Here is a 14,374-nt window from a genome sequence, read left to right as displayed (position 1 = left end):
AATGAATTTTAATGCGTTAGTTCAGGCTATGACGCCTGAAACTTATGAAAAGCTAGCACAAGCGGTGGCGACAAAGCGTTGGGAAGATGGCAATCTGCTATCAGAAGCTCAATTAGCCCATAGCTTACAATTAGTAATGGCTTATCAAGCAGTGGTATTAAAATCGGAAGAGCTTTTTACCATAGGTGCTGATGGACAAATGATTCAAAAAACAAAATCTGAAATACAAAAGCAAAACGAAACACAGTCCTCTATTGCAAGGTTTTCACACGATGATCTTTAAACGTTTCTTTAAGCCCAAATGGCAACACAAAGATGCCACAGTACGCCAAGCCGCTATTAATGAGCTCAATGCCGAAACACCGCCACATAAAACGATTTTGCATGAACTTGCTTTTAATGATGGCTCAGAAGCCGTGCGCAGGGTAGCTTTAACAAAATTAAATGATTTTTCACTTTGGTGGCAAGCAAGCAAACATGATAATAGCGAGCGGTTACAGCTATTGTCTGAGCAACGTTTAATAGAAATGCTGTTGCAAAATAAAGTAGATACTAAATTAAAGCAAACCTTTATTTTGCAATGTAATCGCAGCTCTATTTTAGAGCAACTGGCTATAGCTGAAACCGATCCTAAAATAAAATTCAATCTATTACAGCGTTTAAATAAGTTAGAGCTTTATACGCAAGCCCTGCAAGACAGCGTGTTAACCACCGATCAAAAACAGCAATTATTAACGCTAATTAATGATGAAAAAACATTAGAGCGACTAGTAAAACGCCTAACAGGTGAGTTACAACAAGCTGTTATTGCTAAGCTAGACCAATTAGAGCAAAAGAAACAACTTCCAATTAAATTACGTAAGCAGCTTACTTTATTTTTAGCGAAATTAAATGCATCTCGCGAACGATACGCAATAGCTGAATTGCCAACAAAACTAGATCAATACCAGCAAGAGTGGCAGAGCTTATCTGTAGATATCAACTGCTTAGGTGCAGAAGCTGAAGAGTATACGCTTAAATATAATAAGTTATTACATCAGACACAGCAGTGGCTAGCGCCTAAGTTAGCAGAATTAGCGAAACAGCAAGAAGCGCAAGCTGAAGCTGATGCAAAAGCTGCAACTCTAGCTAGCTTAACTCAGCGTTTAACAAGTTTAGAACAAGAATTAGAGCAAGCCTTGGTTGCAACAGATGTAAATGCAGCCCAGAAGCTAGAGCAAAAAATAGCGACATTACTATCAGAATTAACTACCGCTAACGCGCCTTCAGCATTGTTAAAAAAGGCGACAAAGTTACAACAACAACTAACTAATTTACCTTTATTAGCCGAGCAGCTTAGCCAATTAACACAAATTGTTGCTGATTGGGCCGTTTTACCTGTAGTAGAAGAAACCAGCGCTATTATGGCGCTTGAGCCTAAAATTCAGCAATGGCAGCAGCAATGGCGGCAAATTAGCAAACAAATGGCTATTGCGGTTCCGCAAAGCCTAGCTGAAGCAAAAACAGAGTTACAACAAAAATGGCGCAAGCTTCATCAAGAAGCTAAAGCTGAAACAGATAAAGTGGTCAGGCAGTGTCGTAGCAAACTAGCTCAGTTTAAGCGTTTATATCAAGCAGGAAAGTTTAATGTCTTATTTGGCTTAAGTAAGGGAATAGAGCAAGATTACCAGCAGCTTACTGCTCAACAACAAGCCTTGTTAACAAAAGATATTGAATATGCAAGAGAAAAAATAGCTGAATTAGGTGATTGGCAAGAATATATTGCAACACCACGCAAACAGGCTTTATTAGCTGAAGTTCAGCAGCTACCGGAACAAGTCACTGATAAAGACATTCATCAGCGGGCAGAGCAAGTTAAACAAGCTCGGGCAACTTGGAATAGTTTAGGTAAAGCCGCGGCTGAATTAGAACCAGAGTTAAACAGTGCCTTTGATCTTGCTTGTGAAAAAGCATTTTCACCTTGTCGTAGTTATTTTGCTAACTTAGAGCAGCAACGTGCGGAACATTTAGCACAGCGCCAAGCTATAATTAAACAAGCAGAGCAACTTGAGATTGAAGCATTAGATATAAAACAATTAGAGCAACAGTTTAATCAATTACGCAAAGCTTGGCAGCAAGCTGGCGTAGTAGATAAAGCAAACTATCAACCTTTATATCAGCAATATCAAGCCGCTACTCAACCTATACGGCAAAAAATAAAAGCCTTGCAGCAGCAAGTTTCTGAGCAAAAACAGCAATTAATAGAGCAAGTTAAAAATGCGCTATCGCTTGAGCAACCTCAAGTGACGGCCAGTATTTTAAAAGAAAGCCAACAACAATGGAAAACATTAGGCTCTGCTGCGCGTAAGCAAGATCAAGCACTATGGCAAGAGTTTAGGCAATTATGTGATGGTTTCTTTACAGCTAGAGCCGAGCAATATCAACAACAACAGTTGGTCGATCAAGCTGACAAAGCCGCTATTGAGATTAAAGTTGCACAATTAAGCGTTCAACTTGCTACAGCACAAAGTATTTCCGCAATTGAAGAAGTTATAACTTTATTGCACCAAGTGGATAACCAACAGGCAGTAAAAAGCTTATTAGAAACGGCTAAGTTAAAACAGCAGCAAATTGAACAACGCCAACAAAAAGCAGAGTTCAATGCCATGTTTGACCTACTAAGCTCATCAGAGCTTGTTGCATCAGACTTGCCCGCACCCTATAGCGATAGCTTTAATAAACAGCAAGAGCAACAATTTAGCCGTGAAGAGTTAACGCTTGCATTAGAGATCCTTGCTGATAAACCGTCGCCTGAAGAATTTAAAAGCCAACGGCAGCAAGTTCAGCTAGTGTTATTATCTGATAAGCATAACCAAGGAAAATCAGTCGGGGTAGAAGAACTTTTGCACCGCTGGTTACAATTTGGCCAAGTTAAAGATAACGAACAAACTTTATTAACTAGAATAAAAGCGGTATTTGCCTAAGCTACACCTTTTATAGCCAATCTAGTTTTACTTATAAAATACCGGTGCAAAACACCGGTATTTTTTTATATTTATTTTATAAACAGCAACTAAATTCGTTATATGGCTTGTCGTAGTCACTGCAATATACAATCTAAAGTTAATGTTTTGTTTAAAAATTGCTGCTAGAATTCGTAGTTAAAGGCAAAGTTATGCTTGTTATATCATTGATAAAATGACGCATTAATTGGCTAGTATCGACTTTTTACTGCTTGGTTATACGCTTGGAGGATAGATGGAACTTAATCAGGTCACTTTACCCGTTAGAAATATGGACGACGCTGTACAGTTTTATCTTAAACTGGGTTTCACTCAAATAGTCGATACAGCACATTATTCTAGATTTTCCTGTCCTGATGGCAATTCGACATTTTCACTTTCACTTGAAAATGAACAATTTGAAAATCATGCAGTTATTTATTTCGAACACGAAGATCTTGATACACTGTGTGAAAAATTAGTTCAAAAGGGGATTGTTTTTGAACAAGCTCCAACAGAGCAGCGTTATCTCTGGAAAGAAGCTATAGTTAAAGACCCTTCGGGTAATAAAATTAAACTATATTGGGCTGGACAAAATCGTTTAAATCCACCATGGAAAGTAGAAAAACGTGCCTAACAAACAGATTAAATCGCTAATAGAGACAGTTGCGAACAAAATGAACCAGCGTAATACAGCAACAATAGCGATTCTTTCGGGGCTAATGTCTGTAGTGATCGGTTTAGTCACTTTTACTTTAAGTTGGAATTTGTGGGAATTTTTTGCTGGCCCAATGCCAGGTGTTCAAATACTGCTTTTTCCTGGAAATCTAACACTTGTTCACTTATGGCATCCACTTTTTACTGAGGAACTCACTTTCTGGCCTAAACTCGCTCTTCAAATGGTAGGTCAGTTTGCAGTGGTCGCAAGCGTTGTTGCTGTGTTGGCTTCTACAATCAAGAAGTGGCGCAGCACATGAATACCATAACTGCTGAGATAACTCATACTCATTATGTGGCTTAAAGGCCTATATGTACTTTGGTGATTAATGGAATATGAGCAAATAAGGATGTAAGCATGCGCCTTTTACTTGGCGCATGCTTGTTGTTGTGAAGTTAATTAAGCGAAGTAGTTTGCTAAATCGTCTGAGCCACCAATATGTTTACCGCCAATAAATATTTGCGGTACGGTATCGCGGCCTGAAATGGCTTTTAAGCTTGTTAATGAGGCTTGGCTACCCATCATTATTTCTTCAAAATCAAGACCTTTTTCGCTTAGTAAGGCTTTTGCTTTTTTACAAAATGGGCAATTAGGCTTAGTAAACATACTAATCGCTTCTTGCTTTTTTTGGTTTGGATTTATGTAGTTAAGCATAGTGTCGGCGTCAGATACTTCGAACGGATCACCTGGTACATCTGGCTCGATAAACATTTTTTCGATTACGCCATCTTTAACTAGCATAGAATAACGCCAGCTACGTTTACCAAAACCTAAATCTTTCTTTTCAACTAACATGCCCATGCCGTCAGTGAACTCGCCGTTACCGTCTGGTATTAGTGTAATATTATTAGCTTCTTGGCTTTCTGCCCATGCATTCATGACGAAAGTATCGTTAACAGAAAGACATACAATGTCATCAACGCCATTTTGTTTGAATACATTAGCTAATTCATTATAACGTGGTAAATGGGTAGATGAGCAGGTAGGGGTAAAAGCGCCTGGTAATGAAAATACAACGACCGTTTTACCTTTGAAAATGTCATCTGACGTGACAGCTTGCCACTGATCATTTTTACGTAAGTTAAAGGTAACCTTAGGTACAGTTTGACCACTAATATCTTTTAGCATTGTTAGCTCCTTTGCTTTTGAATACCGCTTAAGTATGGCGTTAGTTTAGCATTAGCTCAAATGGTTTATTTTTATAAACTTGATTGATAAAATCGATTAAATGGTTAAGCTTAAATTGCTATTAATAATTAACTGTCATCTGGACTAAGTTGTTAAGTAACTAATATAGCGCAATTATCTAGTTTGAGCTGTCGCATAGCGTGCTCTGTTTTGGTTTTCTATGTTGCTTGCTATTTTGTTTAGCTAACCAAAGTAAGGGTAATATAATAAAAGCAGCACCTAGCAACATACTTAGATCGGGTATTTCATCAAACCAGATAATACCTACTGCCACAGCTGCTAATAAACCGGTGTATTCAGCACTGGCAACTTTATTGGTTTCAATAGAGCGATAGACTAAAACACAGATCCCCGCATAAATTAAAATAAAACCACTAGAGCCTGCTGCTGTTATTGCTGCATTCCAATCCCAGGGCATCCCCTCCCACATTGCCAAAGCAAAAGCAGCGGGGCAGGCGACAAGGTTAGTTAGCAGTAATATGTGAAAAACAGACAACTGCTTTGGCAGCTTGCGAATTAAGATATTATTTAAGGCCATAGTAAATGCCACAATAAAGGCAAAAATAGCCGCCCAACTAATTTGAGTTGGTTTAATAACAATTAGCACACCAACAAAGCCGAGTATAGCGACGAGTAATGTGGTTTTAGTTAAGCGCTCTTGAAACATAAACATGGCTAAAGGCAACATAATTAAAGGCGCAGCATAAAAAATGGCGTTAGCTGTAGCCAAAGGCATGTTATTTAGCGCCAGTACCATACAGACAGCACCAAATAACCAAATATGGCCACGTAATATATGCCACTTAATGCCTGTTAATACGTTGTGTTCGCGATTAAATAGGCAAAATGGTAATAAAATAATAATGGCGCTTAGTTGGCGAAATAGCACGAATTGATAAACAGGGCCGTCAGCTGATAGGGTCTTGATTAGTGCATCAGAAAAAACAGCGACAATATTGCCGATAACTAATAACGCAATGGCGAATTTAATTGAATTTTTGGCCACAAAATAATCCTTAAAGCAAAATATTGATATGCTTTAGCGAAGCTAAAGAAACGAGATGAATGATTTAGATACAGCAGCGATGAAATTGCTTCAGATCACTGGCTAATGGTAAATAAACTTAATTATGACGTATAATGATTAAAATTGTTTTTGCATGAGATAAACTAATAATGAAATTGCCGCCTTTACGCGCGCTACAGTATTTTGAAGCGGTTGCCCGGTTAAACAGTTTTTCTGCTGCAGCTAAGCAGTTATATGTGAGCCAAAGTGCGGTTAGTCATCAGGTAAAATTATTAGAGCAATATTTAACTGCAGACTTATTTATTCGCCAAGGACGTAATCTGTATTTAACTGCGGTGGGAGAGCGCTACTTTGCCGAAATAACTGGCGCTTTAGATAAAATATCACAAGCTAGCCAGCAGGTGCAGCATGGTAAATCGGGCAGTATCCGCTTAGCGTTATATAGCTCTTTAGCGGTTAAATGGTTGATCCCTAAATTGGCAGACTTTCGCCAGCAATATCCTAATATTAATTTAAGCTTACATATGGTGACTGAAGATCCTGATTTTTATGATCATGACATAGATTGCTTTATTACTATTAACCCTCCACAACAGGGCGCTATAAAGCAGTTTCTATTTACTGAAAAGTTATTTCCAGCCTGTAGCCCGCAACTGTGGCAGCAAATGCAACAACACAGCTTACCTGACGCCTTATGGCAATTTCCGTTGTTATCGGTGCAATATGCTAACCATCAACAAGTAGGTGATGATTGGCGTTTATGGTGTCAGCATGGCGGTTTTGAATTACCCAAGCAGGTTAAAATTAATCAGTTTAGCCATGTGCTGCTTGCTGTTGAAGCTGCGCGTTATAATTTAGGCATCACCTTAATTGACCAATTTATGCTAGGTGCAAAGGAGTCTGGTCATGGTTTAGTTGCTATTCCTATGCATGAGCTGGTAACTGGAGATGACTTCTATTTTACTTATCGGCAAAGTGATGCCAATCATAATGATCTAATCAATTTAGGTCACTGGCTTAAGCAGCAGTCTCGATTTGACTAAGTTAGGCTTATGGCTGCTGTTCAATGCTAATTTCACCACTGGTGCGTTGTTTTACATTGGCAATTAAACCCTCTACATCGTTAACCGCTAAGCGGATTGTTAAACTAACTAGCTCAGCGTAATTGCTGTCTATTAGGCTAATGTTGCTGCTATGTAATAGGGCGTCTATTGCTGCACTATGTGCATAGGAAAAAGTGAGTTTAAGGGTACAGCTAGGCGATACTTGTTGTAATTTAAGGAGCTGCAAAACAGCTTTAGTGCTATCGGCATAAGCCCGCGCTAGGCCACCGGTGCCTAATTTTACTCCACCAAAAAAGCGGGTAACGACAACACAAATATTGCCAATATTTTGCCCCTCTAGTACCTGATACATAGGTTTACCTGCTGTACCAGCGGGTTCACCATCATCGTTATAACCCGCCTGTTGCGTTAACCGCGGTGCGCCGATAATAAAAGCGCTACAGTGATGATTCGCCGACGGTGTTAAGCTTTTATGATGCTGTATAAATTGCCTAGCAGCTAATTCTGTAGTCACAGGTAGAGCGCTAGCGATAAAGCGGCTTTTTTTAATGTCTAAGTTGGCTTCTGCTGGGACGAGAGGTTGCAAAAAGATGGCATCTGACACTGTGTAATAGTCCTATGGTGACAGGATGAGTAATACTAATTATAAGCAAGTGATTCTTGTTATAAAAATAATGCCGGGTAAATTCCCGGCATTATTTTAACGATGATAAATTCCTTCGCGCTCTGGCTGATATATCACTTCATCAATAGTGATAGTAGACATATCACCATTAGGTAAAGGCCAGTTAATAGTATCACCCGTTTTTAAACCAAGTAAGGCACTACCAACTGGGGCTAATACTGAAATCGTGGTGCCCGACTTATCAATATCTTTTGGATAAACTAAGGTTAAGCTGCTGCTTTTGCCATTACCCCAAGAGAAGCGAACAGTCGAGTTCATGCTAACAATATTAGCAGCGAGCTCTTGTGGTTCAACAATATTGGCACGATCTAACTCTTTACTTAGAGTATCTACGCCTACAGTATCCTCTGGTAGGCTATCGAGTAATGTTTCTAAGCGATCAAAATCTGTTGTTGAGATGGTTAATTCTGGTATTGACATAGTAAGCTCCTATAGCACGCTAACGTGACTTAACATATAAGTATTATAACGACAGAGTGCAGATAAATTAGTGTGATGAATTATTCATCGGAAAAGTTATTTATTATTTAATTTAGCCGTAAATTGAATAAACGGCCGTCAGCCGGCTTCGCCCATGACGAAACCGGCCAAAAAATGGCAGGCAGGATCAACATTACTGGGGCTATAAGGTTTAATACTTATAGCGCTATATGTAATTAAAGTATGCATGAAGCTACCATAATGTATTGGCTACTAAAGTGCAATATGGTTCGACTAGTAGCAAAGGGTAGTCGAAATGAATTTTTAACCTAGTATTAGAAATACGGCTTTGTTAATGCTATTTAATCAACTAAGACCCAGCCATTTTCAGTCATTCTAAATGTTAGGGTTTCGTCTTTTATTTGGTATTGATCTTTCTTCTTAAAGTCACCGTATTGTAATTTTAGTAAACCAACGCTAATACCTGAAGTTATTTTTTCTAACGGATTACCGGGTTGATCCGTCTTTTCTTCTAAGTACTGCTGATACGACTTATTAAACTCTAGGGTATAAGACACTTCGGCCGCGTAATGATTGTCGTTGTCAGACCAACCGTTAAGTTTTTTGACATCTTGTATATCAATTAGGCTAGGGTATAAATCGTTGTATTGTTTTTGTAAGGCCTGTTCGATATGGCGCTCGCTAGGTATGTCTGAACAAGCAACTAGCAGCGTGGCTGCCATCAATAATGATAAAGTGGTTTTATAAGTCATGTTGAAGCTCGGTAAGTTATAAAATTCGTTTTAAGATTAGCATAATAGCGACCCTCAGGCTGCAGGAACAGTGTTAAATTAGCATAATTTATGGGCTTACTTTCGCATTGCCTGAAAAAGACAATTTGGTTAAGGTGCCAATATTAAAGTAAATCTTGGTATAACAATGCAATATTCATTATTAGGCTGCAGTGGCGTTTCGGTTTCTCGCGTTTGTTTAGGCACTATGACTTGGGGCAACCAAAATACGCAGCAAGATGCTGATCAACAATTAGATTATGCGTTAGCACAGGGCGTTAACTTTATTGATACTGCTGAAATGTATGCTGTTCCACCTTCGGCTGATACTTATGGCGCTACAGAGAAAATAATTGGTAATTGGTTAGCGCGTAATTCAACAAAACGACAACAAATTATCTTGGCGAGCAAAATGGCCGGTAGCGGTTTAGCTTATATTCGTGATGGTAGCCCGATGACACCTGAAGGGTTAATCCAAGCCGTTGATCAGTCATTAATGCGCCTGCAAACAGATTATGTTGATTTATATCAATTACATTGGCCAAACCGAGTGTCCCCGCACTTTGCTAAGCATCTTCCTGGTCATATAAGCTTTAAACAAGTTGATTGCCAGCAACAACAAGAAGAAATGTTAGGTTTATTACAGGCACTGCAAGGCTGTGTTGCAGCAGGGAAAATACGTTTCTGTGGCTTATCTAATGAAACACCTTGGGGCTTAAGCCAGTATTTACAATTAAGCCAGCAATATGCTTTGCCTGCTATGGTGTCGGTGCAAAATGAGTTTAGTTTATTACATACTAAAGATTGGCCGTATTTATTAGAGCAATGCCAGCATCAAGAGGTTGCTTATTTGCCTTGGTCACCTTTAGCTGGAGGGGCTTTAACCGGAAAATACCTTAATGGCGCTAGGCCACAAGGTACGCGTTGGAGTATGTTGCAACGTAATGGATTATTTCGTGATACAACACGATCTAACCTAGCTATAGCTGCATTTATTGAGTTAGCAAAAAGCCATAATGTTGCACCTAGTCAATTAGCTTTAGCTTGGGTAAATCAGGTAGAAGGGGTCACATCAACCATTATTGGCGCCACGTCTATGAGCCAATTAGAGCAGAATATTGCTGCATTTAAGCTAGAAATTACCCCAGCGATGCAATCAGATATTGCAAACTTCTTACAACAGCATCCGTTGCCATTTTAGTAAATATTTTTATATAAACTCTCCGTTTAATAAATATAGCCAGTTACACTGGCTATATTTATAGAGTAAAAACGCTATTAACTAAGGCGCTTCAACTTTTTCATTTCATCGTGACACTCTTGCATAGTGGCAAGTGAGCTTAATAAAGCCGCTTCACAATCTGCTGATTGTTTTTTGTTTAATGCGGTACGAATTTCATCCAATGTTTTATCTTCAACTTCTTCAAGTTGGCTGATATAAGTATGCTCTTTATCGCTAGACATGACGCCTATAATCTTAGTATAAATATTGCGAACTTCGACAGTAAAAGCTGAGCCTTGCTCTACTTCACCTTCTTCTGCAACCGCAAAAGGTTGTAAGTTTTGTTTTACTGTCCTGCGTGCATTTATCATGCGATCAAAAAAACTTGCTAATTGCGGGTTATCGACTTGCTCTTTTGCATCACGATAAAATTCAATACCGCTATTTAATACTTGAACAATATCAGATACGTGTTTTACTTCAGTAGTTGATAAGTTACTCATAAATTTTATCTCCGTCAGTAATTAACAAACTGCCGTTATGACTGCTTAAGTGATAACGACTTATCTGGTGTCAAGTTAGATAAAGCAGTAATTAGGCCAGAGTGACTTTGTTCTTTGATTTTAATTTAACTTGATGAATTTAAATAGTTTATATTGAAAAGATGTAATTTGAATAATCTAGTTTGTAGAAGAAAAATAGAATGGAATATGGAATACTTTCTGACTAATTGTAAAATTTACGTTGCTTTAAATGTTGCTTAAAATAGGTTTAATATGGGCTCTTAACACAAACGCACCTGTTAAGAGCCACATAAAACAAGGGTATATTATTTTAAAATTTCATCCACAGTGCTTTGGGCAAGCGGGTGATAACCAGGGCGAGCTTTACTATAAACTTCTTTAGCAAAGGCTAAGCCTTGTGGCGTGGTTGCCAGCTGTGTATAAAGTGGAATAATTAACTTACGACGGCCAATATTAATTAAATATTGCTCTAGTGGTGCTGTAATTTCTTTATAGTCAGCTTTAAGTGCCAACAGGTACCAGGCATGAGCAATTTCGGCATTAGTGGAATGAGTTAAATCATAAGCGCTATCTAAAGACGCCATTTGCTGCAAATTAATGCTTAAAGGTAGGTTATTAATAAAATAAAGCCATTCATGTACAGTCCAAGCTTCAGTCGATAACTGATCAGCAGTGATAGACCCCGAGAACCAAGCGTCTATTTGGGTTTGAACTTTGTTAAAGACGTCTGATGTTGGATTAGGTGTCGATTTGGGTAAACCTGGGCTATAAATCCACTCGTTTATTTCTTGCTCGCTTACCACACCAGGGTGCTTAGCGAGTAGGTTTTGTTTTAAATAAGCTACAAAGCGTTTTGTATCCATGCTTTGGAAGGCGTGTTCGGTAAAGTAAGCCTTTACAAAAGGATCAAACACGGCTCGACCAAATTTTTGTTCTAAAAACATTAAAAACAATTGGCCTTTGCTATAAGGCACACCGCTAAAGGCTGCATCAGGATCGCGGCCTTTTAAATCAACAAATAATATGCTGTCGTCTACTGGTAAGTCTTTTAATTCTGCTTTTAAATCTTGAACCGATAGCACTTGCTCCATTACCGCACGTTCGGTTCCAAATACTTGCTCCATAATGCGGTTTTCAACATAAGAAGTAAAACCTTCATTTAGCCATAAATCGCGCCAAGTCGCATTTGTGACTAAATTACCTGACCAAGAGTGGGCTAGTTCGTGAGCAATGAGGTTAACTAAGCTGGAATCACCGGCAACAACTGTTGGTGTGATAAATGATAATCGAGGGTTTTCCATGCCACCAAATGGAAAGCTAGGCGGTAGCATTAATAAGTCGTATCTACCCCATTGATAATCACCATATAAATGCTCACCAACATCTATCATTTGCTGGGTGCTAACGAACTCTTTGGCTGCGGCGTCTAAAATATAGGGCTCGGCATAAATACCGGTTTGGTCGCTCATGGCTTTAAAGTGCAAATCGCCAGCGGCAATAGCAATTAAGTAAGGCGGGATGGCTTGGGGCATATCAAAGCTATAGTCACCATCGCGTAGGGTATCAGGATCATTATTAGCACTCATAACTGCCAGTACATTATCATCCGTATGAATGCGAGCTTGGTATGTCATACGTACGGCTGGCGTATCTTGGATTGGGATCCAGCTACGAGCATGAATAGCTTGGTTTTGGCTAAACATAAAGGGTTGCGTTTTACCTGCGGTTTGCTCTGGCGTTAACCATTGTAAACCTGAAGCTTTATCAGTAGAGCTATAGTAAATTCGTACTGTATCGGCTTTAAAACTAGGAGTAATACTTAACTTAGACCCCATAACATCATCGCGAGCGGCTAAATTGTAAGGTACTTTTAGCCATTTGCCATCTGCTCTTTTGGCATAAACCCGATCGATAATTAAATCACGAGTATCTAAATAAATATCTTGGCTTTGATCATTTAGCCAGTTAAGCGATAAATCAGCAAAGCCAGACAAAGATTTTTGTTCGAAATTAACGGTTAAATCAAGGTAGAGGTGGTCTACTTTCACTTGATCATAGTTAGCATATGTTAGGTTATCACTAACAGACGCCTGTGCAGCAGAGGCACAAACTAAAGCAGATAGTGCAAAAAGGTGATGACGAATAGACATAAAAAGTGACCCTTTATTAATTCAGTACCTGCAGTGTACTGCCATTAAGTTGCCAGCGACAAGTTAATAACCGATAAACTGACAACGGCATAAGTTATGTTAAGCTGTGCTATAAGGTTTTTTAATAAATTAATATTTTATACTAAGTGGATAAGCACTCAGCATAAAACAATAATAACAGGACGACAATATGGTAACAAAGTGGGGCTGGAAGTTATTGCAGTTAAGCAGGAAGCTTTGGATGCGAACAGTACTTTTTGCCGTACTCGCCAACGTAACTGCATTAGCTGCAATACTATTTAAAGATATGATCCCCCCTGAGTTAGCTGGTCTTATAGGTGCTGATGCGGTAGATAAAATATTAACCATACTTGCTTCAAGTATGTTAACTGTAACCACTTTTTCGCTTAGCGTTATGATTGCCGCTTTTAGCGCTGCTACTAACAGTGTGTCGCCTCGCGCTACTAGGCTATTAATGGAAGACAGTACGACCCAAAATGCATTAGCAACTTTTGTAGGAACCTTTTTGTATAGTATTGTCAGTATTATTGCATTAAGTACAGGTGCATATGGCGATCAGGGCCGGGTAATCTTATTTATTGTCACTGTGGGTGTAGTGGTATTAATTGTTGCCACCATTCTAATTTGGATAAACCACTTATCATCATTAGGTAGGGTAGGTGAAACATCCGATAGAGTTGAAGATGCGGCTTTTGCCGCAGTGCAAAGACAAGTTAAATATCCATGGCTAGGCGGTAATAAATTAGCTTCTATGGATGATATTAGCCCAGATGCTAAACCGTTAATGACAGAGACTATTGGTTATATTCAACATGTAGATATAAAGAAAATCAATAATTTTTGTGCCGCTAATAATATTGAAGTTTTTATTACCAGTTTACCCGGCGCCTTTGTTCATCCGGGTAGGCCTTTACTTTGGATGAGTGCACTACCCAAAGCCGACACACTAGGCTTGTGTAATGCGTTTACTATTAATGATCAACGTTCTTTTGATCAAGACCCTCGCTTTGGTTTACTGGTGTTAGCTGAAATTGCATCCCGGGCTTTATCACCGGCGGTAAATGATCCTGGCACGGCTATTGAAATTATAGGGCGTGGCATGCGCGTGTTGTCTAATTGGCAAGTTACTGCGCAAGAAAATGTTCCTAGTAAAGATGAAGTAGAGTATCCCTTAGTATCTGTATTACCTATTCAATTAGCCGATTTATTTGATGATTTTTTTACGCCAATTGCCCGTGATGGCGCTAGTTTAGTAGAGATACAAATAAGGTTGCAAAAGACCTTTATTGCATTAGCCTATATTGGAGGTGAGTTCCAACGACAAGCACTTAGGCATTCAAAGCTTGCTTTGGCTCGGGCTAAAAGTGGCCTAGCCAATGATTTTGATAATAAGATATTAGAGCAATTACATCATCAGCTTCAGCAGCAACCGGCTAAGATTGATTAATTTAGTTTGGTGGCTAACTTTATAGTTAAATAGCAGCAACTTTAATGAGTCTGTAAAGTTAATTAATGTTGATACTTTGTTTTTAAATTAATTAAAACAACAAATTAGATAAATTAACCTTATTTATATTGCGGTT

At 38.8% G+C, this 14,374-nt stretch carries 14 protein-coding genes; 7 read left to right on the top strand and 7 right to left on the bottom strand.

Going from position 1 to position 14,374, the window contains the following annotated elements:
• Nucleotide 1: 1 nt before the first annotated feature.
• The 4 genes from ACRCA4_RS09000 to ACRCA4_RS08985 all read left to right on the top strand — a co-directional run bounded on the left by ACRCA4_RS09000 (nt 2) and on the right by ACRCA4_RS08985 (nt 3,958).
• Nucleotides 2–283, top strand: coding sequence for a YeaC family protein (locus ACRCA4_RS09000; RefSeq protein ID WP_433187192.1), 282 nt, complete (start codon nt 2–4; stop codon nt 281–283).
• Nucleotides 273–2,963 carry a DUF349 domain-containing protein gene (locus tag ACRCA4_RS08995; RefSeq protein WP_433187189.1) on the top strand — a complete coding sequence of 897 codons (2,691 nt, stop codon included), beginning with the start codon at nt 273–275 and terminating at the stop codon, nt 2,961–2,963. Before ACRCA4_RS09000 ends, ACRCA4_RS08995 begins: the two co-directional genes overlap by 11 nt.
• Nucleotides 2,964–3,237: 274 nt before the next feature.
• The gene (locus ACRCA4_RS08990) at nt 3,238–3,618 is read left to right on the top strand and encodes a VOC family protein (RefSeq protein ID WP_433187186.1); all 381 of its coding nucleotides are present in this window, start codon (nt 3,238–3,240) and stop codon (nt 3,616–3,618) included.
• 40 nt (nt 3,619–3,658) lie between these two features.
• Nucleotides 3,659–3,958 (top strand): hypothetical protein, encoded by a 300-nt coding sequence (locus ACRCA4_RS08985; RefSeq protein WP_433187183.1) that lies wholly within the window; start codon nt 3,659–3,661, stop codon nt 3,956–3,958.
• Nucleotides 3,959–4,098: 140 nt separating this feature from the next.
• Here the strand turns inward: ACRCA4_RS08985 and ACRCA4_RS08980 are convergent, their stop codons facing one another.
• Together ACRCA4_RS08980 and ACRCA4_RS08975 are read right to left on the bottom strand one after the other, a co-directional pair.
• Nucleotides 4,099–4,827, bottom strand: coding sequence for a glutathione peroxidase (locus ACRCA4_RS08980; protein ID WP_433187180.1), 729 nt, complete (start codon nt 4,825–4,827; stop codon nt 4,099–4,101).
• A 178-nt stretch (nt 4,828–5,005) separates the two neighbouring features.
• On the bottom strand, nt 5,006–5,893 hold the full coding sequence (locus tag ACRCA4_RS08975) for a DMT family transporter (RefSeq protein ID WP_433187177.1): 888 nt from the start codon (nt 5,891–5,893) through the stop codon (nt 5,006–5,008).
• 170 nt (nt 5,894–6,063) lie between these two features.
• Between ACRCA4_RS08975 and ACRCA4_RS08970 the strand changes: the two genes are divergently transcribed.
• On the top strand, nt 6,064–6,957 hold the full coding sequence (locus tag ACRCA4_RS08970; protein ID WP_433187174.1) for a LysR substrate-binding domain-containing protein: 894 nt from the start codon (nt 6,064–6,066) through the stop codon (nt 6,955–6,957).
• 7 nt (nt 6,958–6,964) lie between these two features.
• Here the strand turns inward: ACRCA4_RS08970 and ACRCA4_RS08965 are convergent, their stop codons facing one another.
• From ACRCA4_RS08965 to ACRCA4_RS08955, 3 genes are all read right to left on the bottom strand, one after another.
• Complete coding sequence (locus ACRCA4_RS08965; protein WP_433187171.1) at nt 6,965–7,582, bottom strand: YigZ family protein; 618 nt, start codon at nt 7,580–7,582, stop codon at nt 6,965–6,967.
• 96 nt (nt 7,583–7,678) lie between these two features.
• Nucleotides 7,679–8,083 carry a nucleoside diphosphate kinase regulator gene (gene rnk / locus ACRCA4_RS08960; protein ID WP_433187168.1) on the bottom strand — a complete coding sequence of 135 codons (405 nt, stop codon included), beginning with the start codon at nt 8,081–8,083 and terminating at the stop codon, nt 7,679–7,681.
• Between the two features lie 362 nt (nt 8,084–8,445).
• Nucleotides 8,446–8,856, bottom strand: coding sequence for a hypothetical protein (locus ACRCA4_RS08955; protein ID WP_433187165.1), 411 nt, complete (start codon nt 8,854–8,856; stop codon nt 8,446–8,448).
• A gap of 166 nt (nt 8,857–9,022) precedes the next feature.
• On the opposite strand from ACRCA4_RS08955, the gene ACRCA4_RS08950 reads away from it, so the two are divergent.
• On the top strand, nt 9,023–10,075 hold the full coding sequence (locus ACRCA4_RS08950) for an aldo/keto reductase (protein ID WP_433187162.1): 1,053 nt from the start codon (nt 9,023–9,025) through the stop codon (nt 10,073–10,075).
• A 77-nt stretch (nt 10,076–10,152) separates the two neighbouring features.
• Here the strand turns inward: ACRCA4_RS08950 and ACRCA4_RS08945 are convergent, their stop codons facing one another.
• Both ACRCA4_RS08945 and ACRCA4_RS08940 read right to left on the bottom strand, forming a co-directional pair.
• The gene (locus tag ACRCA4_RS08945; protein WP_433187159.1) at nt 10,153–10,599 is read right to left on the bottom strand and encodes a ferritin-like domain-containing protein; all 447 of its coding nucleotides are present in this window, start codon (nt 10,597–10,599) and stop codon (nt 10,153–10,155) included.
• A gap of 326 nt (nt 10,600–10,925) precedes the next feature.
• Entirely contained in the window at nt 10,926–12,770 is a 1,845-nt protein-coding gene (locus ACRCA4_RS08940; protein WP_433187157.1) for a M1 family metallopeptidase, read from the bottom strand.
• A 241-nt stretch (nt 12,771–13,011) separates the two neighbouring features.
• Between ACRCA4_RS08940 and ACRCA4_RS08935 the strand changes: the two genes are divergently transcribed.
• The gene (locus ACRCA4_RS08935; RefSeq protein WP_433187155.1) at nt 13,012–14,238 is read left to right on the top strand and encodes a DUF2254 domain-containing protein; all 1,227 of its coding nucleotides are present in this window, start codon (nt 13,012–13,014) and stop codon (nt 14,236–14,238) included.
• Nucleotides 14,239–14,374 lie beyond the last annotated feature (136 nt).

It is taken from the genome of Rheinheimera sp. WS51 (assembly GCF_050936095.1).
In the GTDB taxonomy this organism is placed as follows: Bacteria; Pseudomonadota; Gammaproteobacteria; order Enterobacterales; family Alteromonadaceae; genus Alishewanella.
The sequence above is the reverse complement of the archived record's forward strand: the minus strand, read 5'-3'. Positions and strand labels throughout refer to the sequence as shown.